The sequence below is a fragment of the Streptomyces tauricus genome, from assembly GCF_014650955.1.
GTDB classification, from domain to species: Bacteria; Actinomycetota; Actinomycetes; order Streptomycetales; family Streptomycetaceae; genus Streptomyces; species Streptomyces tauricus.
In genome coordinates this window covers 43,705-64,877 of record NZ_BMVY01000028.1, presented here as the reverse complement: position 1 = coordinate 64,877, position 21,173 = coordinate 43,705, and the positions used below count along the sequence as shown (strand labels likewise).

The following is a 21,173-nucleotide window of genomic DNA, read 5'->3' as shown; positions in this document are numbered from 1 at the left end:
TGACGCCCTCGGGAGTGGTGGTCACCGGTCGACGCCTCCCATCACGGGGTCGATGGACGCGACGGCGACGATGACGTCGGCGACCTGGCCGCCCTCGCACATCGCCGCCATGGCCTGCAGGTTGGTGAAGGACGGGTCCCGGTAGTGGACCCGGTAGGGGCGGGTGCCTCCGTCGGACACGGCGTGCACCCCGAGTTCCCCCTTGGGTGACTCGACGGCCGCGTACGCCTGTCCCGGCGGGACGCGGAAGCCCTCGGTCACCAGCTTGAAGTGGTGGATCAGGGCCTCCATGGAGGTGCCCATGATCTTCTTGATGTGGTCGAGCGAGTTGCCGAGGCCGTCGGGGCCGAGCGCGAGCTGGGCGGGCCAGGCGATCTTCTTGTCGGTGACCATGACCGGGCCGGGCTGCAGCCGGTCCAGGCACTGCTCGACGATCGCGAGCGACTGGCGCATCTCTTCGAGCCGGATGAGGAAGCGCCCGTACGCGTCGGCGGTGTCCGTGGTCGGGACGTCGAAGTCGTACGTCTCGTAGCCGCAGTACGGCTGGGCCTTGCGCAGGTCGTGCGGCAGACCGGCGGACCGCAGGATCGGCCCGGTGGCGCCGAGGGCCATGCACCCGGTCAGGTCCAGGTGGCCGACGTCCTGCATACGGGCCTTGAAGATGGGGTTCCCGGTGGCGAGCTTGTCGTACTCGGGAAGGTTCTTCTGCATCTTCTTCACGAACTCGCGGATGTGGTCCACCGCGCCCGGGGGCAGGTCCTGGGCGAGGCCGCCGGGCCGGATGAACGCGTGGTTCATCCGCAGGCCGGTGATGAGTTCGTAGATGTCGAGAATCAGTTCACGATCACGGAAGCCGTAGATCATGATCGTGGTGGCGCCGAGTTCCATGCCGCCGGTGGCAATGCACACCAGGTGCGAGGAGAGCCGGTTCAGCTCCATCAGGAGCACCCGGATGATCGTCGCGCGGTCCGGGATCTGGTCCTCGATGCCGAGGAGCTTCTCGACGGCGAGACAGTAGGCGGTCTCGTTGAAGAAGGACGTCAGATAGTCCATGCGCGTCACGAAGGTGGTGCCCTGGGTCCACGTCCGGTATTCGAGGTTCTTCTCGATGCCGGTGTGCAGGTAGCCGATGCCGCAGCGGGCCTCGGTGACCGTCTCGCCCTCGATCTCCAGGATGAGCCGGAGCACTCCGTGGGTGGAGGGGTGCTGGGGGCCCATGTTGACGACGATGCGCTCGTCGTCGGCCCTGACCGCGGTCTGGACGACCTCGTCCCAGTCGCCACCGGTGACCGTGTAGACGGGGCCCTCGGTGGTCTCCCGCGCCGACGCCGACTGCGCGCCCGCTGACTGTGCACTCGTTGACTGCGTGCTCATGAGTACGACCTCCGCTGGTCCGGAGCCGGGATCTGGGCGCCCTTGTACTCGACGGCGATACCGCCGAGGGGATAGTCCTTGCGCTGCGGGAAGCCCTGCCAGTCGTCCGGCATCATGATCCGCGTCAGCGCCGGGTGACCTTCGAAGACGATGCCGAAGAAGTCGTACGTCTCGCGCTCGTGCCAGTCGTTGGTCGGATAGACCGAGACCAGGGACGGGATGCGCGGGTCGCTGTCGGGGGCACTGACTTCGAGGCGGATCAGCCGGTTGTGGGTGAGCGAGCGCAGGTGGTAGACGGCGTGCAGCTCGCGGCCCTTGTCGGCCGGGTAGTGCACCCCGCTCACACCGGTGCAGAGCTCGAAGCGCAGGGCCGGGTCGTCGCGCAGGGTCCGGGCGACCTGGAGCAGATGCTCGCGCTCGATGTGGAAGGTGAGCTCGTCGCGGTCGACGATCGTCTTGTCGATCGCGTTCTCCGGGACGAGGCCCTGTTCCTCCAGGGCGCCTTCGAGTTCGTCGGCGACCTCGTCGAACCAGCCGCCGTACGGCCGGCCGGCCGGGCCGGGGAGGCGGATCGAGCGGATCAGGCCGCCGTATCCGGAGGTGTCCCCGCCGTTGTTGGCGCCGAACATGCCGCGCTGGACGCGGATCTCCTCGCCACCGTCGCCTCGCTGGCCCGGGAGGTTGGAGGCGCCGAGGTCCTTCTCGGGGTTGACGCCGTTCGTGCCGTCGCCGGTCGGGCCCGTGCCCTTGCCGTCTCCTGGGCTCCTGCCCTGGCCGTCTCCGGTCGGGCTCTTGGCGTTGCCGTTCGCGTCGCTCACCGCAGCAGCCCCTTCATCTCGATGGTGGGGAGCGCCTTCAGCGCCGCTTCCTCCGCCTCACGGGCCGCCTCCTCGGCGTTCACGCCGAGCTTCGAGGACTGGATCTTCTGGTGGAGCTTGAGGATCGCGTCCATCAGCATCTCGGGCCGCGGCGGGCAGCCCGGGAGGTAGATGTCGACGGGGACGATGTGATCGACGCCCTGCACGATCGCGTAGTTGTTGAACATGCCGCCCGAAGAGGCGCAGACCCCCATGGAGATCACCCACTTGGGGTTCGGCATCTGGTCGTAGACCTGCCTCAGAACCGGTGCCATCTTCTGGCTGACACGCCCGGCGACGATCATCAGGTCGGCCTGCCGCGGTGAGCCGCGGAAGACCTCCATGCCGAAGCGCGCCAGGTCGTAGCGGCCCGCCCCTGTCGTCATCATCTCGATGGCGCAGCAGGCGAGGCCGAAGGTGGCGGGAAAGACGGACGACTTGCGCACCCACCCCGCGGCCTGCTCGACGGTGGTCAGCAGGAAGCCGCTCGGCAGCTTTTCTTCGAGTCCCATGCTCAATGGCTCCTCTGTCCCCTATACGGGGCTCAGTCCCTTGCGGGGGTCAGTCCCATGCGGGGCCCCTACGGGGTTCGGTCCCATACGGGTTCAGTCCCATTCCAGGCCGCCGCGCCGCCACACGTACGCGTAGGCGACGAAGACGGTGAGCACGAAGAGCAGCATCTCCACGAGCCCGAAGACCCCGAGCGCGTCGAAGGTGACGGCCCAGGGATAGAGGAAGACGATCTCGATATCGAAAATGATGAAGAGCATCGCCGTCAGGTAGTACTTGATGGGGAACCGCCCGCCGCCCGCCGGCGTGGGGGTCGGCTCGATCCCGCACTCGTAGGCATCGAGCTTGGCCCGGTTGTATCGCTTTGGACCGATAAGCGTGGCCATGACCACGGAGAAGATCGCAAAGCCTGCCCCGAGGGCTCCCAGTACGAGGATGGGCGCATACGCGTTCACCGCTCCTCGCTCCTCTCAGTCGGCATTGACTGCTGGCGGTTGCATCAGGCGTCGCCCCCGCTCCACGAACCCCACGACCCTCGTGCGGCGTACGGAACCCCGTGCGGCTCACACGAAGATCGCGCACATGTGAAGCAGGTCACAAGCCCAACTGCCCCGCATCCTATGCCTGCCGGTCTGTGATCTGCGACACGGGGTACGCCAACGTCTTTGTGATCTCCACCACCCGGCGAAGGATCATGAAGTCGGATGAGTGCCGATCTTCGTACGAGAAGCGTCCGAGTGATCACCAGAGGTGACATTCCCGCTCGTCGTCGCTGGTCCGGGCCTTGGCGCACTATCAAGCCAGTCGGATCCAAGGCAAATTGGCGTTGGACGGGGTCGCTTGATAGAGGAACTCGTTCACACCTCGGGGGGAGTTGGGATGTCCGTTGTGGACGGCGCGGGCGCGTGCATCCGTTCACGAGCGGCCGGCGACGCCGACCGCTCCCGGAGCACCCTCCGGGTCGGCGCCGAGTCTCCCCGCGATCCGCACGCGCAACGCAGCCAACGGGGCCACCGTTCCGTGACGTGCGTCACATCGGTAACAGGCCGGAAACAACCGGGCTTGGCCAACCGCCCCAACGAGTGGTAGGCCGGGGGCAATTCGGACGTAACTCGAAAAGGCCGTGATCACAGGCACGCCGGACTGTGTCCGCAATGCCCGTTACGGCGTCAATAAAGGGCGTCACGACCCCGATTCACGCGCCCATTGAACAATTGTGGCGCACCACACGTTTCTTGAAGGTATGGAGGAGCCCCTGATACCGGTTGTCCCTATGTCCCACACCGCTCACATACGAAGCCACCGGAAACCCCGGCCTCGCAGCAGTTCGGCGCTCGCGATGCGCGCCGGAGTTGCCGGTGGCGTCCTCGGCACCCTGGCAGTGGCCGGTGCCGCCGGAACGGCCAACGCGGCCGAGCCGGTGACCCAGACCATCGAGCTGCCCACCCTCACGGCAGACATGACCGCCCAGGTCGCCGAGTCCGCGGAGGTGACCCAGCAGGCCGCGGCCGACTACCAGCTGCGCGCCGAGCGTGACGCGGCCGCCGCGAAGGCCGCGAAGCAGGCCAAGTCGGACCTCGCGGACGCGAAGAAGAAGGCCGAGGCCAAGGAGAAGGCCGAGGCGGCCCGCAAGGAGGCCGCCGAGCGCGCCACACGCACCGCGAGCCGGACCACCCTCACGACGGCCTCCACGGCCGCCAGCAGCGACGCCGTGGCTCCCGCCAGCGGCAGCGTCGGCACCGTCATCAGCTTCCTGCGGGCGCAGGTCGGCGACGCCTACGTCATGGGCGCCTCCGGTCCCGACGCGTGGGACTGCTCCAGCCTGGTCCAGGCGGCGTTCAAGCAGGTCGGCGTCGACCTGCCGCGCGTCTCCCAGGACCAGTCCGTGGCCGGCACCCCGGTCTCGCTGTCCAACATCCAGGTCGGCGACATCCTGTACTGGGGTGGCGCGGGCTCGGCGTACCACGTGGGTGTCTACATCGGCGGCGGCCAGTACCTGGACGCGGCGAACCCCTCGAAGGGCGTCGTCATCCAGGATCTGTCGGGCTACCCGGCGGACGGTGCGGTCCGGGTGCTCTGACCTTCGGTCACACGCCTTCCGGTGGCGCCTTTCAGCCACACCTTTTGAACGCTTTTGTGGGCCGTTTCCCCGGCGGGGGAAACGGCCCACAAGCGTGCGCGCGGGCCGGGGCGGGGCGGGGCCGGCCCGGGCCCTCGCCCCCGGCCCTGTCAGGCCCTGGGGGCCACCTTCGTCAGGCCGTTGATGATGCGGTCCATCGCGTCGCCGCCCGTCGGGTCCGTCAGGTTGGCGAGCATCTTCAGCGTGAACTTCATCAGCACGGGATGCGTCAGACCGCGCTCGGCGGCGATCTTCATGACCTTCGGGTTGCCGATGAGCTTCACGAAGGCGCGGCCGAGCGTGTAGTACCCGCCGTAGGTGTCCTTGAGGACCTTCGGGTAGCGCTGGAGGGCGAGTTCGCGCTGGGCGGGGGTCGCGCGGGCCTGCGCCTGGACGATGACGTCCGCGGCGATCTGCCCGGACTCCATGGCGTACGCGATGCCCTCGCCGTTGAACGGGTTCACCATGCCGCCCGCGTCGCCGACGAGCAGCAGGCCCTTCGTGTAGTGGGGCTGGCGGTTGAAGGCCATCGGCAGGGCGGCCCCGCGGATCGGGATCGTCATGTTCTCCGGGGTGTAGCCCCAGTCCGCCGGCATCGAGGCGCACCACGCCTTGAGGACCTCGCGCCAGTCCAGTTCCTTGAACGAGGACGAGGTGTTGAGGACGCCCAGGCCGACGTTGGACGTGCCGTCGCCCATGCCGAAGATCCAGCCGTACCCCGGCAGCAGCCGGTCCTCGCCGGGTCCGCGGCGGTCCCACAGCTCCAGCCACGACTCCAGGTAGTCGTCCTCGTGGCGCGGGGACGTGAAGTACGTACGGACCGCGACGCCCATCGGGCGGTCCTCGCGGCGGTGCAGGCCCATCGCCAGGGACAGCCGGGTCGAGTTGCCGTCGGCGGCGACGACCAAGGGCGCGTGGAAGGTGACGTCGCGCTTCTCCTTGGAGTCGGCGTCGCCGAGCTTCGCGTGGACGCCCGTGATGTGGCCCGTGCGGTCGTCGACGATCGGGGCGCCCACGTTGCAGCGCTCGTACAGGCGGGCGCCGGCCTTCTGCGCCTGCCGGGCCAGTTGCTCGTCGAAGTCGTCGCGCTTGCGGACGAGTCCGTAGTCCGGGTAGGAGGCGAGTTCCGGCCAGTCCAGCTGGAGGCGGACGCCTCCGCCGATGATGCGGAGCCCCTTGTTCCGGAGCCAGCCCGCCTCTTCCGAGATGTCGATCCCCATGGAGACGAGCTGTTTGGTGGCGCGGGGGGTGAGTCCGTCGCCGCACACCTTCTCCCGCGGGAACGCGGTCTTCTCCAGGAGCAGGACATCAAGCCCGGCCTTGGCCAGGTAGTACGCCGTGGTGGAACCGGCCGGCCCCGCCCCGACGACGATCACGTCGGCGGAATGCTCGGAGAGGGGCGCGGCGTGTTCGGAGAGGGGCTGGGACTGGGACTCGGTCACGGCGGGGTCTCCCCAAGTCTCGAAGGCTCGAAAGTCTCAAAGCGCGAAGTCTCGAAATCCGCGTGCTGACGGGCACGGGACATGGGCAGTCTATGCAGCGGTACCGATCACCTGCCTGAAGGGCTGCCCCGTGAACCGAGCTCTCCCCGTGGTACACCTGCGCGTCCCCACCGACGAGGACGCCTTCGCCTGGCACCGGGTCTTCGCCCACCCGGACGTGATGGAGTTCCACGGCGGGAAATCCGCCGAACTGTCCGTCTACGAGGAGTTGACCGCCCGCCAGCGCCGGCACGACGCCGAGCACGGTTTCTGCTTCTGGACCATGCTCGACGAGGAGGGCCGGGTCATCGGCTTCACCGGCGCCCAGCCCTGGCCGTACGAGTGGGGCCCGAAGGGCGAGATCGAGATCGGCTGGCGGCTCGGCCGGGAGTACTGGGGCAAGGGGTACGTGACCGCGGCGGCGCGGGCCACGCTGGAACGGGTGCGCGCGACGGGCGTCACCCGCGTGGTGGCCATGGTGAACTCCCGCAACGAACGCTCGATCGCCGTGACCAGACGCCTGGGCATGGAGCTGGCGGAGACGTTCACCTCGCCGAAGACGGATCAGTTCGGGCACTGCTACCGACTGGCTCTCTGACGGGGCCGGGCCCCCGGAGGCCCGCCCTCCGACGCCTTCCGGCGGGGCCCGGCATGGGCTTACCCTGCGGGTACCGCTGGGGGTGACGTCTGTGCGCATACCACGCAAGACACCCGAAGTGCGCGTACCGCGGCTCGTCGGTCTGATGGCCGTGGACGCGCGCGAGACGGCCGAGGCACGTGGGGTGCTCCTCGCCGCGCCCGACCGGCCCGACTTCGACCTGACGGTCGTGGACTACGTCGTACGCCAGTACCCGCCGCCCGGTGCCGAAGTGCCGCGCGGGGCGGTCGTGACGGTGTGGTTCGACCTCGGCGAGGGTGAGGGCGGCGGGGGCGCCGGGGTGCGCGAACCGCGCCTGCCCCAGCCGCCGTCGGGCGGCCTGCAGCGCGAACTCGACCCGCCGCACGACCCCTTCGCGCTTCTCAGGTGAGCGCCGGGCCGCCTGTTGTGCGTGCCGGGCCGCCGGTCAGGACTGCTTGAAGCCGCGGTGCAGCGCGACGATGCCGCCCGAGAGGTTGCGCCAGGCCACCTTCGACCAGCCGGCCTTGATCAGGCGTTCGGCGAGGGCGGGCTGGTCGGGCCACTCGCGGATCGACTCGGCGAGATAGACGTACGCCTCGGGGTTCGAGGAGACCGCGCGGGCCACCGGCGGCAGCGCGCGCATCAGGTACTCGGTGTAGACCGTGCGGAACGGCGCCCAGGTCGGGTGGGAGAACTCGCAGATCACCACGCGTCCGCCGGGCTTCGTCACCCGGTACAGCTCCCGCAGCGCGGTGTCCGTGTCCTGGACGTTGCGCAGGCCGAAGGAGATCGTCACCGCGTCGAAGGTGTCGTCCTTGAACGGCAGCTTCGTCGCGTCGCCCGCCGTGAGCGGCAGCCAGGGGTGGTTCTTCTTGCCGACCCGGAGCATCCCGAGGGAGAAGTCGCAGGGGACGACGTACGCGCCCGTGCGCGCGAAGGGCAGCGAGGAGGTGGCGGTGCCCGCCGCGAGGTCCAGGATCTTCTGCCCGGGCCGCGCGTCGACCGCCTTCGCGACCTCCTTGCGCCACACCCGGTCCTGGCCCAGCGACAGCACGTCGTTCGTCAGGTCGTAGCGTTCCGCGACGTCGTCGAACATCGAGGCGACTTCGTGCGGCTGTTTGTTCAGGGATGCGCGGGTCACGGTCCCCATTGTGGCAGTACGGGCCGGGCGACTCTCCGGCGCCCGGCCCGTACGCCGGTCTCTGCGAAAGAACCCGAGGGGCCTCTCAGGAACCCCGGAGGGGTCCCTCAGGGCAGCAGTCTCGGTTTCGCCTTCGCCGCCACGTCCTCCACCCAGCCGCACAGCAGGATGAACACGCCGATGAGGATCCAGCCGACGCCGAACATGAACCACTGGCTCTCCAGCGGCAGATACGTCTCGAAGGCCGGGACGTTCCAGAACTGGTCGATCAGCGGGATGGCGAGGATCAGCGCCAGCTCGTGCCAGAGGTAGATCGTCACCGCGCGGGCGTTGAAGATCCGCACGATCCGGTCGAGGCGCCTGAACCGGGCCAGCCACGCGAAGTCGATCCCGAAGCGCGCCTTCGCGTACATCAGCAGGGTCACGAACCCCGCCGACCAGAACGCCTGCGCGTACGGGATGTCGTCGAGGTCGTACGAGCCCGACTCGGCCTGGTGCGTGAAGGCGTACCAGCCGCCGTACCCGATCGCGGCGAGCGACAGGACGACGACGGCGAACGGTTTCAGCCGCTGCAGGACGCCGTCGCGGTGCGCGAAGCCGAGGATCCAGCAGAAGAGGTACGTGGCCAGGTCGAGGAGGCCGACGCCGAAGCGGCCGTCCGGCGGCTGCCAGAAGAACTGGAAGACCACGATCGGGGCGAGCGAGAGGACCAGGACCGCGACCGGGGCCAGCCGGAAGACCCTCAGCAGCAGAGGCGACAGCAGGACGAACCAGAGGTACGTCCGCAGGTACCAGAGGATCTCCCAGGCCTGCTCGCCCCACGCGTTGCCCGGCGGGTCGCCGAGCGGCACGATCCAGTAGACGATCCGCCAGTCCGGCATCCAGCCGTGGATCAGCATCGCGACGACGACGAAGAAGCCCCAGAACCAGAAGGGCGGCAGGAGCCGGCGGATCCGGCTCCTGATCACCGTGAGGGCGGGCCGCTCCAAGGACTTCGCCATCAGGGTCCCGGCGAGCGCGAACATGATCCCCATGGAGGGGAGGACCATGCCCGCCCAGGCCCAGCCGAAGGTGTGGTAGGTCACGACGCGGACGAGGGCGACGGCCCGGAGGGTGTCGAAGTACCGGTCGCGGCCACCGGCCCGGCGCGCCTGCGGCGCGGCATCCGTGGCGCCCACCGGCCCCGGCTCATGCCTCAGCCCCGGCCCCGGCTCCACCCGTGGCAGGCGGGCCGTGTCCGAGAGCACGCCCGGCTCGGCGGCCGGCGGGGTGCCCGGCGAGGTGGCCACCGGGGTGGGCGCCGGACCGGTCACCGGCAGGGGCCCGCCCCGGCGGTGGGAGCCCATCAGCTCACCCCCGCCGGCGTGCCGACCTCTCCCGTGCGCTTCAGCTTCTGCCAGCGCAGCCGGCCGCCCGTGAGGGCCGTGATGCAGGAGTGGATGAGGACGAGATACATCATCTGCCGGTACGCGAGCTGCTGCAGCGGCATCATCAGCAGATACCGGTACTTCTCCTTGTCGAGCCGGAACGCGTACGCCGCGCAGACGAGCTGGACACACAGCACGGCCAGCCACGCCAGCAGCGAGGCCTTGAAGTCGATGAAGATCATCGAGTAGACGGTGAACACGTCGATCAGCGGGGCGAAGACCGGCGTGACGATCTGGAAGATCACCACCAGCGGCATACCGACCCGGCCGAAGCGGCCCGAGGGCCCCTTGTCCGTGAGGGACTTGCGGTGCTTCCACAGCGCCTGCATGGTCCCGTACGACCAGCGGTAGCGCTGGGACCACAGCTGCTTGAGGGAGGCCGGTGCCTCGGTCCAGGCCTTGGCGTGCTCCTGATAGACGACCCGCCAGCCCTGCCGGTGCATGGCGATGGTGATGTCGGTGTCCTCGGCGAGGGTGTCCTCGCTCATCCCGCCGACCGCGAGCACGGCCTCCCGGCGGAACGCGCCGATCGCGCCCGGGATGGTCGGCATGCAGCGCAGCAGGTCGTACATACGGCGGTCGAGGTTGAAGCCCATCACGTACTCGATGTGCTGCCAGGCGCCGATGATGGTGTTCCGGTTGCCGACCTTGGCGTTGCCCGCGACCGCGCCGACGTCCGGGTCGGCGAAGGGCTGGACCAGCTGCCGTACGGTGTCCGCCTCGAAGACGGTGTCGCCGTCCATCATCACGACGATGTCGTGACTGGCGTTGCGCACCCCGTTGTTGAGGGCGGCCGGTTTGCCCGCGTTCTCCTGGCGGATGACGCGTACGTTCGGCATGCCGAGCGCCTCGGCGATCTCCTTGGTGCCGTCCGTGGAACCGTCGTCCACGACGATGATCTCGATCGGATGGGTGCTCTGCGCCAGCGACTTCAGGGTGTTGGCGATGCACTCCTTCTCGTTGTACGCGGGCACGACGACGCTGACGGGACCGGTGACCGGCGGCCCCCAGCTGAACCGGCGTCTGTTGCGTATCCGGTAGTGCCTGCGGGCGAGGATCAGCATCATCCCGAAGCGGCCCATCACGGCGACGCCCACGACGGCGAGCCCGGTCGCGAGCCCCGGTACGGTCCACTCGGCGACGGCGACCGCCGCGACGAGCGCCTTGCCTTCGTAGAGGGTGGTGCCGGTGGCGGTGCGGTGGGCGGCCTGGAGACTGCTGCCCCCCTGACCCGCTTGACCTCCCTGACTCCCCTGGCCCTGCTGACCGCCGGGAGCCTGGCCACCGGGGGCCTGACCGGCCTCCTGCCCGGCCGCCTGGCCGCCGTTCGCCTCCTGCTCCTCGGCGTCCGCCTGCTGGATGGCACCACTGATGGTGGTGAAGGTGTAGCCCTTCGCCTTCATCTTCTTGATGTACGTGCCGAGCGCCTCGACCGTCTGCGAACGCTCGCCGCCCGCGTCGTGGAAGAGCACCGAGGCGCCCTTGTTCTTCGACGGCGTGGCCCACTTGATGATCTTCGAGACGCCGGGCCGCTTCCAGTCGTCGCTGTCGGTGTCGACGAAGACGCTGGTGTACCCCTCGGCGCCGAGCTTCTTGTAGACGGGCCAGCTGTAGTTGTCGATGGCGTCCGTCTCCGAGGAGTACGGGGCACGGAACAGCGTCGTCGTGATGCCCGCCGCGCCCGCCAGGGCGAGCTGCGTCTGGGCCATCTCCCGCTGGATACGGGCATCGCTCTGGTACGAGAGGTCGACGTGCGTGAAGGTGTGGATCCCCACCTCGTTGCCGTCGTCGACCAGGTCGTTCACGATCGACGGGTAGCGCGAGACCATCGAGCCGACCAGGAAGAACGTACCCGGGACGTCGTTCTCCTCAAGGATCTTCAGGATCTGGGGCGTCCACGTGGGGTTGGGTCCGTCGTCGAAGGTGAGCGCGATGGTCTTCTCCGGGACGGACCGGCTCCTCGCCTCACCGTTCCTGAAGGAGAGGATCGGGCCGCCGTCGATGACGGAGTCCGGGACCTTGCTGGAACTGGCGTTGCTGCGTACGCGCTCGTCGCCGCCGACCTCGGAGCGCAGATAGCCGTCGAGCAGCATCACGCTGGTGAGCGCGAGAAGGAGCAGCAGGGCGAGGATGACACGCGGCTTCTGCAGCGCGGCGGCCTTGCCCGCGGCCCGTGTCATCCGGGAGGGCGCGCGTCGGCGGCCGCGCGAGGGCGTCGTGGTAGCCATGAGTGTGGGTTCGTTCCGGTCAGTTGGCGGCCGCGGAGGCGGACGCGGACGGGGCGGAGACGGACGCCGACGGGGCGGCGGTGGGCGCGGCGCCGGTGGGAACGCCCGAGGGCGGTGTGCCGGTGGGCCGGGCGGGCGGGCTGCCGGTACCGCCCTGCGGCTGGAGACCGCCGCCGGGCCCGGAGTTCTGGCCGGCGTTCGGGCCGCCGGCCCCGAAGGGCAGCAGCGACGACGGGGTGAGCGAGGTGCCCCAGCCCATGAACGCCATGCCGAGCACGACCGCGTACCCGATACAGACGATGCCGAGGAGAGTGCCGATCCGGCGCAGGAGCTTGGCCCTGCGCCCGGAGTTGTCAACGAACACGGGACCGTCCTCAGGCCCGTTGCCGCGTTTGCGGCGGCGGCCGCGCACAGCGGCGTGGGATTCGATGGCAGGCTCGGAATGCATTCCCCGGATATTAGGGAGCCTTTATGTGTCCGAAACTCTGATTCTCTTGTGAGACGGCCATGAGAAACAGCCGAGTCTGTCTTTTCCCTGAGAGAATCCTTGATCACCGCACGAGCCGGTGACCGCCGAGAAAGTGCCCGATGTCCGTATATTCAGGTCCGGTTGGCCCCACTTGTCGGGCTGTCGTCGTGTGTTTCCTCTGCATTTGCTGTCTTCGTGCAGCGGGACCACCCGTGAGACATTTCCACTTCGGAAACACACTTTGTTTCCATCCTGAGACAGGTTGAGACAGAAATCACGAGAGTGGGAGCATGCGCGATGAGGACTTTTCTGAGGCCTGCTGCCGGGCTCACCTGTGTGATCGCCCTGGCCGCGGCGGGGTGTTCCTCGGGGACGGACGACTCCTCCGGATCGGGGTCCACGAGTCTTCCGCGGAGCAGCGCGTCACCGTCCGAGAGCTCGTCCGGCGACGCGTCGGACGGTTCGTCGGGCACCGCTTACGCCCCGTACGTCAGCGCCACCACCGCCTCCGGCAACGACTCGGCCGGCTCCCCGTCGACGTACAACCTGGCCTTCGTCATCGCGGACGGCAGCGACTGCGCTCCGGCGTGGAACGGCACGACGGCGATCGGCGACTCGGCGGTGAAATCCCGGATCTCGGCGCTGACCGAGTCGGGTTCCACCGTGCGGGTCTCCTTCGGCGGGGCGTCCGGGAAGGAGCTCGCCTCGACGTGCGACAGCGCGTCGGAGCTGGCCGCCGTGTACGGGAAGGCGCTCGACGCCGCCGGGGCGACGGAGGCCGACTTCGACGTCGAGGGCACGCAGTTGACCGACTCCGCCTCGGTCGCGCTGCGCTCCGAGGCGATCGCGCTGCTGCAGAAGGAGCGCGAGGACCTGTCGGTCACCTTCACGCTGCCCGTCATGCCGTCCGGCCTGGACGACGACAGTGTCGCGCTGCTGGAGTCCGCCAACGACAAGGGTGTCGAGGTCTCCACGGTGAACATCATGACCATGAACTACGGCAGTACGTACGACGAGGACATGGGCGACTACGCGAAGACGTCGGCGCGGGCCGCGCACGACCAGTTGGAGGAGATCTTCGGGCTCTCCGACGCCGGGGCGTGGAAAGGGCTCGCGCTGACCTCGATGCTCGGTGTCAACGACGTGGACAACGAGACGTTCTCCTTGGCGGACGCGGCGGAGGTGCGGGCGTTCGCGGAGGAGAAGGGGGTCGCGTGGGTGTCGATGTGGTCGACGTTCCGGGACCAGCCGTGTGAAGGGGACGACGCGGATTCGGATGACGCGGCGACCAACTGCAGTGGGGTCGAGCAGGGGGCGGGGGACTTCGCCGAGGCGTTCACGGGGTGAGTCTGCGGGTGCGGGTGCGGGTGCGCTGTGGCTGGTCGCGCAGTTCCCCGCGCCCCTGAAAGCGAAAAGATTGCGCCGTTCCCCGCGCCCCCAAAGGCAAAAGACTGCGCCGTTCCCCGCGCCCCTAGAGGCGGAAGACTGTCGTTCCCCGCGCCCCTCAGGGGTGGCGGGCGTAGGACGTCAGGCGTTCTGCGAATGCTGCGAGCAGGTCGCGGAGTTCGTCGGGGTGCTCGATGGCGAACGGGCGGTTCAGGGAGGCCAGTAGCGGGGGGAGCCAGTCGAGTCGTTCCGCTCGGATCCGGGCACGCAGCCAGCCCTCCTCGTCGCTCTCCTCCAGGAGCGCGACGGAGGCGGGGAGGTGGGCGCGGATCTGGTCGGTCGTTCCCTGGATCCGCAGAAGCACCTCGTGCCGGTACTCGGCCGTCGCGAACCCCGTCACCACCCGCTGGGCCGGGTCCACGTCCGCGGGCGGTTCGAACGAGCCCGGCAGGGTCCGCGCGTCCGCGATGCGGTCGAGCCGGAACGTACGGTCCTCGCCGCTCCCCACGTCCTTGCCGCTCCCTGCGTCCTCACCGTCCCCCACGTCCTTGCCCGTGACGTACCACCGGCCCGCGTGGGCGACGATCCCGTAGGCGTGCAGGGTGCGTTCGCTGCGGCGGCCGTCGCCGCCGGTGTATCGCATCGCCACCGGGCGGCGGTGGCTCACCGCGTCGGCGATGGTGAGCAGGACGTCCGCGTCCGGGGTGGCGGACTCCCCCGGCCGGTCCGTGAAGGCCAGCGAGTCCAGGAGTACGTCGAGCCGGCGGGCCACCCGCCGGGGCAGTACCCGGCGGATCTTCGCCGACGCCGTCTCGCTCGCCGTGTGCCCCGCCGTCACCAGCCCTGTCCGGCGGCCGGCCACCAGGCCGAGCAGTACGGCCAGTGCCTCGTCGTCGCTGAGCATGAGCGGCGGGAGGCGGTAGCCGGGGCCCAGCCGGTAGCCGCCGTAACGGCCGCGCACCGACTCCACGGGCACGTCGAGGTCGATCAGCTGACCCACGTACCGCCGCACGGTCCGTCCGTCGACCTCCAGCCGCTCGGCCAGTTCGGCCACGGTCCGGGTGCCGCCGGACTGCAGCAGTTCCAGGAGGGTCAGTACGCGGCCGGCGGGTTTGGGCATGTGCGCAGCCTAGGACGGATACCGGGCCGATTCTGTCCTCTATCGGTCCTAGTCTGCGGAGCACAGCAGCCGGGCACCGCAGTTCCGGCGCATGAGGAGAGCACCATGGACTTCGTCTCGATCCGCGTCATCACCGGCGATGTGGCCCGTCTCGTCGCGTTCTACGAGCGGGTGACGGGGGTGGCGGCGACCTGGGCCAACGACGACTTCGCCGAGCTGCGCACCGCCACCGCCACCCTCGCGATCGCGAGCACCCGCACGGTTCCGCTGTTCGCCCCGGGCAGCGCCCGCCCGGCGGCGAACCACAGTGTGATCACCGAGTTCCTGGTCGCCGACGTGGACGCGGTTCACAAGAACCTGACCGGGTTCGTCACCGACTTCGTATCCGAACCCACCACGATGCCCTGGGGCAACCGCTCACTCCTGCTCCGCGACCCCGACGGCAACCTGGTCAACTTCTTCACCCCACCGACCAAGCCCCTTTAGGGGCGCGGGGAACTGCGCGACCAGCCACGACGCACCGCACCCGCACCCGAAACCCCACCAGCCCGGCGGAGCCAAGCGCACCGGCCGTGCTAACGGCGCCGATGCACAAGCCGCCCCGCGCACACCGTGGCCACGCACACGCCGTCCTCGCCGAACACGGCAAGATCGGCCCGGCCCGTAAGCCGGATCACGGGCGGCGCGGCACCGGCCAGCACGACCACGTCCGTACGCTCGGCGGCAGCCCGCAGTTCGGGCGTATCGGCGTACTCCGCCAGCACTGCCACCGCCCCCAGCTTCAGCAGAGCGTGGATGCGCTCGCGGGGTGTGGGCGCGTCCGGCACGGGCCCGCGGTGGACCAGGCCGGGCCCGAGCACCCCGGGCCACCGCCGCACCCGGGCGTCCGGAAAGCGCTCGCGGATCTCCGCGAACGTCCCGACGGCACCGATCCGGTCCCGCCCCACGACGACCGCGCCGTCCTTGACCGGCTCTCCGCCGTCCCAGGCGACGCGCACCTCGTCGGCGGCGTGGATCGTCTCCAACCGGTCCTCCTACGGGCTCAGTTGGAGGCGAGCAGCTTCAGCTCGGGGTGAGCGGTCCCGCCCTCGATCGCGGTCGACGAGATGTGCGACTGGACCCGGTCGTCGACGGGGTCGTTCGCCGGGTCGTCGTGGACGACGAGGTGCTCGTACGTCGTGGCCCGCTGCGCCGGCACCCGCCCGGCCTTGCGGATCAGGTCGATGATCTCCATACGGTTCGAGCGGTGCTTGGCACCGGCCGAGGAGACGACGTTCTCCTCCAGCATGATCGAACCGAGGTCGTCCGCGCCGTAGTGCAGCGACAGCTGGCCGACCTCCTTGCCGGTCGTGAGCCACGAGCCCTGGATGTGGGCGACGTTGTCCATGAACAGCCGCGCGATGGCGATCATCCGCAGGTACTCGAAGAGCGTGGCCTGCGTACGCCCCTTGAGGTGGTTGTTCTCGGGCTGGTACGTGTACGGGATGAACGCGCGGAAGCCGCCCGTGCGGTCCTGTACGTCACGGATCATCCGCAGGTGCTCGATGCGCTCGGCGTTGGTCTCGCCGGTGCCCATCAGCATGGTCGACGTGGACTCCACGCCCAGGTTGTGCGCGATCTCCATGATCTCCAGCCAGCGCTCGCCGCTCTCCTTGAGCGGGGCGATGGCCTTGCGGGGCCGCGCGGGCAGCAGTTCGGCACCGGCGCCGGCGAAGGAGTCGAGCCCGGCGGCGTGAATGCGCCGGATCGCCTCCTCCGCGGAGACCTTGGAGATCCGGGCCATGTGCTCGACCTCGCTCGCCCCCAGGCTGTGGATGACGAGCTGCGGGTACGCGGCCTTGATCGCGGAGAAGTGCTTCTCGTAGTACTCGACGCCGAAGTCCGGGTGGTGTCCGCCCTGGAACATGATCTGCGTGCCGCCCAGCTCGACGGTCTCCGCGCAGCGGCGCAGGATGTCGTCGAGGTCGCGCGTCCAGCCCTTGTCGGTGGCCTTCGGCGGGGCGTAGAACGCGCAGAACTTGCACGCCGTGACGCAGACGTTCGTGTAGTTGATGTTCCGCTCGATGATGTACGTCGCGATGTGCTCCGTACCGGCGTACCGGCGGCGGCGTACGGCGTCGGCGGCGGAGCCGAGCGCGTGCAGCGGGGCGTCGCGGTAGAGGTCGAGCGCCTCTTCCGGGGTGATCCGCCCACCCTCGGCGGCACGGTCGAGGACGGACTGGAGGTCGGCCTTCTCGGTCACCGGAGCGGTCCCTTTCATAGGGGGAATCAGGAAAGGCGCGCAGCGCTTCAAAATAAGGGTGATGGTGGGAGACGGGTGGACGGACTGATCCAGCGTACGCCAGGCGATTCGATCACCCGACGTCAGGCGGCGTACGCCCCGGGTCGGCCGGTATCACGCCCCGCCTCAGGCGGCGAATGCCCCGATGAGCAGACCCACGAACCCGCCCGCGATCAGGAACGGGCCGAACGGGATGGACGTCTTGCGGCCGGCCTTGCGGGCCACGACCAGCCCCATCCCGTACAGGCCGCCGAACAGGAACCCCGCGAACGTGCCGAGCAGCAGCGTCCCCCAGCCGTACCAGCCGAGGACTGCGCCGAGGCCGAGGGCGAGTTTCACGTCGCCGAAGCCCATGCCGTTGGGGCTGATGAGGAAGAGGACGAAGTAGCCGCCGCCGAGGGCGAGGCATCCGTACAGCGCGGTCGGCCAGTAACCGGCGTGCTCGGGCGCGGCCCAGGCGCCCGCGAGCAGGACCAGGGCGGCTCCCGCGAGGGACAACGTCAGCACGTCCGGCAGGCGCTGGACACGGAAGTCCACGACGGCGAGGAGTACGCCGAGGGGGGCGAGCAGCAGCCAGACGGCCAGCTCGGGCCGGGTGCCGGTGGCCGCGGCGAGGGCACCGCAGACGAGAGCGGTGGCGAGGGAGACGAGGAGGGTGCTCGGCCCGTACGCGCGCCCGCGCCGCCCGCCGCACTCCCGGCAGCGGGCGAGGCCGATCCACCCGCCTAGGGGATGCCCCTCGGGACACCGGTCCGTCCACGGCTCGTCGGGGTCGACACAGAAGCGGTACGCGGGCCGGGGCACGAACAGACCGGCGACGCCGCCCCACAGGACGGCGCCGACGACGGTCAACCAGTCGATCAGCTGAAGGTCATTCATCGGCCGTTCATCCCGCGGCGGCGACGCCGCTGCGCCAGGTCGGCAGCAGCTCGTCGAGGAGCGCCTCGGTCCGCGGCGGCAGCCCGCGCGCGCCGCTGCGAGCGACGAGGTCCGCCGCGAGCCGCTTCAGCCGGTCGCTGTCGCCGGTCGCGTGCGTGGCCCGCAGCAGTTCGTGCCACAGCCGCTCGTCGCCGGGCGCGGAGCCGAGGGCCGCGTCCAGCGCCTCGATCGCCTTCTCGGCCCGGTCCTTCTCCAGATGGAACGCGGAGAGGGCGAGTCCGATGTCCGCGACGAGGAGCGGCAGTTGGGCGTCGATGATCTCGTGGGTCAGCCAGCCGTAACGCCCCTCGGGCCGCTCGGCCAGCAGCGGACCCCGTACCAGTACCAGCGCGTCGGTCAGCAGACGGCCGCGTACCGCGCGGCTGCCGGCGCCCCGGCCCTGGGTGGCCTCGTGGTAGAGCGAGCGCAGGACGTCCAGGTCGGACACCACGGACTTGGCGAGCTTGAGCCGCCCGGTCGCGTCGGCGGCGAGCCGCGGTGTGCCGTCCGGGTCGGCGCCGAGCCAGGCGCGCAGCCGCTCGACGAGCGCGTCCCGTACGTCGTCGGTGACCCCGCGCGGCCAGAGCGCGGAGGACAGCACGCGCGGGTGCACGCCCTCGCGGTGCAGGAGCAGCAGCGCCAGCGCCTCGTGGAGCAGCGGGCTGCGCTCGCCGTCCGGCGTCTCCAGTCCGATGATCTCGTACGGGCCGACGAGCCGCGCGTACACCGCGGGGCGGCCCTGCTCGCTGATGTCGACGAGGAACGGCGGGGTCGGGGTGGGCCGGTCGTCGTCGTGGTCGGGGTCGGCGGCGGTGAACAGCTCGACGACGGCCCGCTGCTGGGACACCGGCAGGAGCTGCGCGTCGAGTTCGAGGCCGAGGAGCGGCGCGAGGAGCTTGCCCTCGCTGGTGATCTCCATCTCCCAGGCGGCGCCGGGCAGGTCGCCCGACTGCGTGCCGACGAGGTATCCGATGCCCAGCCGACTTGCGTCGGCGGCCAGTTCGGCGAGCTTGGCGGCGTCCTCGGGGGACGGCTCGGCGGCGAGCAGTACGAGATGCGGGGCCCAGCGGGTGTGCTGGGCGGGCCCCGTGCGCCCGGTGAGGACGGAGTCGTGCCCGGCCGCTCCCAGCGCCCCGCGCCGCTGCCGCGTCTCCGCCTCCATGGTCTCCACGAGCGCCTCGACGTCGTCGAGGTGGCGGAGCCGGTTGGGGGCGAGGGGCGTCAGGTCCTCGCCGAAGCCGACGAGGGTGATGGTCATGCGGTCGGACCACCCGTTGGTGGCCAACTCGGCGGCCACGGAGGCGAAGACGCCCGCCCGGTCCTGCGCGCGGCCGCTCAGCGAGACGATGCCGGGCACCGACTCCAGGTTGAGCAGCAGCCGCGAGTCGTCCATCGTGCCGAGGCTGACGAGCCCGGGGTACGGGGCGGCGGTGTCCACGTCCTCGTACCGCTCGGCGTCGGCGCGGGCCAGCAGCCAGAACGTCTGGTCCTGCCCGAGCTGCCACGGCGCGGGCGGCCGGCCTGCGGGCTGGGCGAGCTGGAGGTGCAGGTCGCCGTTGCCGCCCATCCAGGCCGCGTACACGGTCGGCAGCGGACGGGACTCCCCCGCGAGCGACGCGGCGAGCCCGCGCAACGACCGGTCCAGCAGGCGTACGCCCTCGGGGTCGGCGCCCACCAGCAGCGCGTCCTGCGCGTCGGCGGCGGCGCCGGTCGGCGTCGGCGGTTCCATGCCGCGGCGCCCGCCGACAGCACCGAGCGCGGACTGCCACAGCGCCTGGCGGCGGCGCCGGCCGAGGGCGCCGAGGAGACCGGCGGCGAGGAGAGGCGCGCCGAGGAGGGCCTGCGGCAGCCCGAACCCGCTGCCCTCGCCCGCGGCGGGCGCGACATGCTCCTGCCCGTCGCCCCGCTGTCCCTGCTGGTGCCCCTGCTCGGCGCCGGGCCGCTGCTCGGGAAGGCTGATGTGCGCGGTGTCGCGGTCGCGGGACCCGGCCCCTTGCTGCCCGCCACCTTGCTGGTGCGCGCCGCCGGTCCTGGCGTAGTCGGAGATCTGCCGCTGGACGTCCTTCGAGACCTTCGGGGCCTCGTCGGGCATCTCGACGAGTTCGCCGCCGCGGGCGTCGCCGGGCATCTCCATGATCCAGCCGGGCCGGATGAGGCTGGCCTCGGAGAGCTTCGAACCGTCGGGCTGCGCACGGTCCTTGTTGAGCTGGTAGATCTCCTTGTACCGGCGTCCGTCACCGAGGTGGCGCTCGGCGACCTCCCAGAGGGAGTCGTGGTGGCGGCCCTCGGGCGGCTGGATCCGGTAGAACTTCGTGGCGCCCTCGGTCTCCGCGTGCGCGGCGCGGTCGGCGGCCTGCTCGGCCAGCGCGGCGGCGCTCGCGGCGGTCTGCTCCTGCTGCTGCGCCAGCAGCCCGCCCGGGGCCTGCTGGGCCGCCGCGGCCACGGCGGGCCGCTGGTTCCCCTCCAGCTGCTGGCCCAGCTGCGACAGCCCCGGAGTGAAGCTCGCCGCGGCGGCGCCGACCAGCAGCAGCGCGGCGACGAGCTGCCGTGCGAGCAACTGGCTCGGGCCGGCGCCGGGTACGCGGTTGGGCAGGCCGACACCGGACAGCGCGGCCTTCATCTCGACGAGCACGCAGGCGGTGAACTGGGCCCAGGCGAGCCAGACGACCACGGTCAGCACGTTGATGAACGTGTGGACGGTGATCTCCTGCTGCAGCCACTCCATGTCCGGCGCCCCGGAGGGCAGCGGCCAGCCGATCTGGACGGCGAGCGCGCCGGGCACACCGACGAGCAGCACGAGCAGGGCGACGAAGGCGAGGAACGCCTTGACGAAGTCCCCCACCGTGCGGCTGCGCCCGGGCAGGGGCTGCGGCGTCCGATTCCTCGGACCCGGCGAGCCCGGCGAGCTTCCCGACGAGTTGGAAGTGGTACGTCGCGCCATGGCGGGTGTCCTGAAGTCGTGTGGGGCGGGAGGGAGAGCGGGGGTGTGCTGAGCCTACTTAGATCGTATTGAGCCTGTCGAAGGGTGGGGAGAACGAGCGCGCCTCGACCGCGGCGACTTCGTCACCATCCGCCCCCTACGCCCGATTCACCCGGTCAACCGCCTGCGCCCCGCCACTCGAATCGGTACGGCTTCGCAACTGCCACGGGTGCGGCCGCCATGATCCGGCACACAATCCTCCAGCGCTGCCCCGATGTCCTTTGCGGACCCCTGATAGCTACGTTCTCTGCTGCACACACGTC

Annotated in this window: 19 protein-coding genes; 5 read left to right on the top strand and 14 right to left on the bottom strand. The window is 70.2% G+C overall.

The window, feature by feature from the left end; translation table 11 throughout:
* Nucleotides 1-21: 21 nt before the first annotated feature.
* The 4 genes from IE278_RS31480 to IE278_RS31465 form a co-directional block, all read right to left on the bottom strand.
* Nucleotides 22-1,374 carry an NADH-quinone oxidoreductase subunit D gene (locus tag IE278_RS31480; RefSeq protein WP_189776991.1) on the bottom strand — a complete coding sequence of 451 codons (1,353 nt, stop codon included), beginning with the start codon at nt 1,372-1,374 and terminating at the stop codon, nt 22-24.
* Nucleotides 1,371-2,192: an NADH-quinone oxidoreductase subunit C gene (locus IE278_RS31475; RefSeq protein WP_246570930.1), complete on the bottom strand. Its 822-nt coding sequence runs from the start codon at nt 2,190-2,192 to the stop codon at nt 1,371-1,373. Before IE278_RS31475 ends, IE278_RS31480 begins: the two co-directional genes overlap by 4 nt.
* Nucleotides 2,189-2,743 carry a NuoB/complex I 20 kDa subunit family protein gene (locus IE278_RS31470; RefSeq protein WP_018528252.1) on the bottom strand — a complete coding sequence of 185 codons (555 nt, stop codon included), beginning with the start codon at nt 2,741-2,743 and terminating at the stop codon, nt 2,189-2,191. Before IE278_RS31470 ends, IE278_RS31475 begins: the two co-directional genes overlap by 4 nt.
* A 93-nt stretch (nt 2,744-2,836) precedes the next feature.
* The gene (locus IE278_RS31465) at nt 2,837-3,196 is read right to left on the bottom strand and encodes an NADH-quinone oxidoreductase subunit A (protein WP_189776989.1); all 360 of its coding nucleotides are present in this window, start codon (nt 3,194-3,196) and stop codon (nt 2,837-2,839) included.
* Between the two features lie 788 nt (nt 3,197-3,984).
* Between IE278_RS31465 and IE278_RS31460 the strand changes: the two genes are divergently transcribed.
* Nucleotides 3,985-4,821 carry a C40 family peptidase gene (locus IE278_RS31460; protein ID WP_189776987.1) on the top strand — a complete coding sequence of 279 codons (837 nt, stop codon included), beginning with the start codon at nt 3,985-3,987 and terminating at the stop codon, nt 4,819-4,821.
* Between the two features lie 149 nt (nt 4,822-4,970).
* On the opposite strand, the gene IE278_RS31455 is transcribed toward IE278_RS31460, so the two are convergent.
* On the bottom strand, nt 4,971-6,302 hold the full coding sequence (locus IE278_RS31455; RefSeq protein ID WP_189776985.1) for a geranylgeranyl reductase family protein: 1,332 nt from the start codon (nt 6,300-6,302) through the stop codon (nt 4,971-4,973).
* Between the two features lie 130 nt (nt 6,303-6,432).
* Between IE278_RS31455 and IE278_RS31450 the strand changes: the two genes are divergently transcribed.
* Nucleotides 6,433-6,939 carry a GNAT family N-acetyltransferase gene (locus IE278_RS31450; RefSeq protein WP_189776983.1) on the top strand — a complete coding sequence of 169 codons (507 nt, stop codon included), beginning with the start codon at nt 6,433-6,435 and terminating at the stop codon, nt 6,937-6,939.
* An 82-nt stretch (nt 6,940-7,021) separates the two neighbouring features.
* Nucleotides 7,022-7,369 carry a PASTA domain-containing protein gene (locus IE278_RS31445; protein WP_373312129.1) on the top strand — a complete coding sequence of 116 codons (348 nt, stop codon included), beginning with the start codon at nt 7,022-7,024 and terminating at the stop codon, nt 7,367-7,369.
* A gap of 36 nt (nt 7,370-7,405) precedes the next feature.
* Here the strand turns inward: IE278_RS31445 and IE278_RS31440 are convergent, their stop codons facing one another.
* The 4 genes from IE278_RS31440 to IE278_RS31425 all read right to left on the bottom strand — a co-directional run bounded on the left by IE278_RS31440 (nt 7,406) and on the right by IE278_RS31425 (nt 12,204).
* Complete coding sequence (locus tag IE278_RS31440; protein ID WP_189776981.1) at nt 7,406-8,101, bottom strand: demethylmenaquinone methyltransferase; 696 nt, start codon at nt 8,099-8,101, stop codon at nt 7,406-7,408.
* A 107-nt stretch (nt 8,102-8,208) separates the two neighbouring features.
* Nucleotides 8,209-9,447 (bottom strand): acyltransferase family protein, encoded by a 1,239-nt coding sequence (locus tag IE278_RS31435; RefSeq protein ID WP_246570925.1) that lies wholly within the window; start codon nt 9,445-9,447, stop codon nt 8,209-8,211.
* The gene (locus IE278_RS31430) at nt 9,447-11,756 is read right to left on the bottom strand and encodes a bifunctional polysaccharide deacetylase/glycosyltransferase family 2 protein (protein ID WP_189776979.1); all 2,310 of its coding nucleotides are present in this window, start codon (nt 11,754-11,756) and stop codon (nt 9,447-9,449) included. The genes IE278_RS31435 and IE278_RS31430 overlap by 1 nt, the downstream gene beginning before the upstream one ends.
* Before the next feature lie 19 nt (nt 11,757-11,775).
* Nucleotides 11,776-12,204 (bottom strand): hypothetical protein, encoded by a 429-nt coding sequence (locus tag IE278_RS31425; RefSeq protein WP_189776977.1) that lies wholly within the window; start codon nt 12,202-12,204, stop codon nt 11,776-11,778.
* A gap of 318 nt (nt 12,205-12,522) precedes the next feature.
* Here IE278_RS31425 and IE278_RS31420 point away from each other — a divergent pair, with 318 nt between their 5' ends.
* Nucleotides 12,523-13,572, top strand: a complete 1,050-nt coding sequence (locus IE278_RS31420; protein WP_189776975.1) for a chitinase — start codon at nt 12,523-12,525, stop codon at nt 13,570-13,572.
* A 157-nt stretch (nt 13,573-13,729) separates the two neighbouring features.
* Here IE278_RS31420 and IE278_RS31415 read toward each other — a convergent pair whose 3' ends face one another.
* A complete protein-coding gene (locus tag IE278_RS31415) occupies nt 13,730-14,731 on the bottom strand; it encodes a helix-turn-helix transcriptional regulator (protein WP_189776973.1) in 1,002 nt (333 codons plus the stop codon).
* Between the two features lie 105 nt (nt 14,732-14,836).
* Here IE278_RS31415 and IE278_RS31410 point away from each other — a divergent pair, with 105 nt between their 5' ends.
* Complete coding sequence (locus tag IE278_RS31410) at nt 14,837-15,217, top strand: VOC family protein (RefSeq protein ID WP_189776971.1); 381 nt, start codon at nt 14,837-14,839, stop codon at nt 15,215-15,217.
* Between the two features lie 89 nt (nt 15,218-15,306).
* On the opposite strand, the gene IE278_RS31405 is transcribed toward IE278_RS31410, so the two are convergent.
* From IE278_RS31405 to IE278_RS31390, 4 genes are all read right to left on the bottom strand, one after another.
* Complete coding sequence (locus tag IE278_RS31405; RefSeq protein ID WP_189776969.1) at nt 15,307-15,756, bottom strand: imidazolonepropionase-like domain-containing protein; 450 nt, start codon at nt 15,754-15,756, stop codon at nt 15,307-15,309.
* Nucleotides 15,757-15,773: 17 nt separating this feature from the next.
* Entirely contained in the window at nt 15,774-16,973 is a 1,200-nt protein-coding gene (mqnC, locus tag IE278_RS31400; RefSeq protein ID WP_189776967.1) for a cyclic dehypoxanthinyl futalosine synthase, read from the bottom strand.
* Nucleotides 16,974-17,138: 165 nt separating this feature from the next.
* Nucleotides 17,139-17,891, bottom strand: coding sequence for a prepilin peptidase (locus tag IE278_RS31395; RefSeq protein ID WP_189776965.1), 753 nt, complete (start codon nt 17,889-17,891; stop codon nt 17,139-17,141).
* A 7-nt stretch (nt 17,892-17,898) separates the two neighbouring features.
* A complete protein-coding gene (locus IE278_RS31390; protein ID WP_189776963.1) occupies nt 17,899-20,871 on the bottom strand; it encodes a BTAD domain-containing putative transcriptional regulator in 2,973 nt (990 codons plus the stop codon).
* Nucleotides 20,872-21,173 lie beyond the last annotated feature (302 nt).

Coding starts and splice junctions, on each gene's coding strand:
- IE278_RS31480 (WP_189776991.1), bottom strand. CDS start 1,374: ATGAGCACGCAGTCAACGAGTGCACAGTCAGCGGGCGCGCAGTCGGCG.
- IE278_RS31410 (WP_189776971.1), top strand. CDS start 14,837: ATGGACTTCGTCTCGATCCGCGTCATCACCGGCGATGTGGCCCGTCTC.
- IE278_RS31425 (WP_189776977.1), bottom strand. CDS start 12,204: ATGCATTCCGAGCCTGCCATCGAATCCCACGCCGCTGTGCGCGGCCGC.
- IE278_RS31415 (WP_189776973.1), bottom strand. CDS start 14,731: ATGCCCAAACCCGCCGGCCGCGTACTGACCCTCCTGGAACTGCTGCAG.
- IE278_RS31420 (WP_189776975.1), top strand. CDS start 12,523: ATGAGGACTTTTCTGAGGCCTGCTGCCGGGCTCACCTGTGTGATCGCC.
- IE278_RS31395 (WP_189776965.1), bottom strand. CDS start 17,891: ATGAATGACCTTCAGCTGATCGACTGGTTGACCGTCGTCGGCGCCGTC.
- IE278_RS31470 (WP_018528252.1), bottom strand. CDS start 2,743: ATGGGACTCGAAGAAAAGCTGCCGAGCGGCTTCCTGCTGACCACCGTC.
- IE278_RS31435 (WP_246570925.1), bottom strand. CDS start 9,447: ATGGGCTCCCACCGCCGGGGCGGGCCCCTGCCGGTGACCGGTCCGGCG.
- IE278_RS31390 (WP_189776963.1), bottom strand. CDS start 20,871: ATGGCGCGACGTACCACTTCCAACTCGTCGGGAAGCTCGCCGGGCTCG.
- IE278_RS31430 (WP_189776979.1), bottom strand. CDS start 11,756: ATGGCTACCACGACGCCCTCGCGCGGCCGCCGACGCGCGCCCTCCCGG.
- IE278_RS31460 (WP_189776987.1), top strand. CDS start 3,985: ATGGAGGAGCCCCTGATACCGGTTGTCCCTATGTCCCACACCGCTCAC.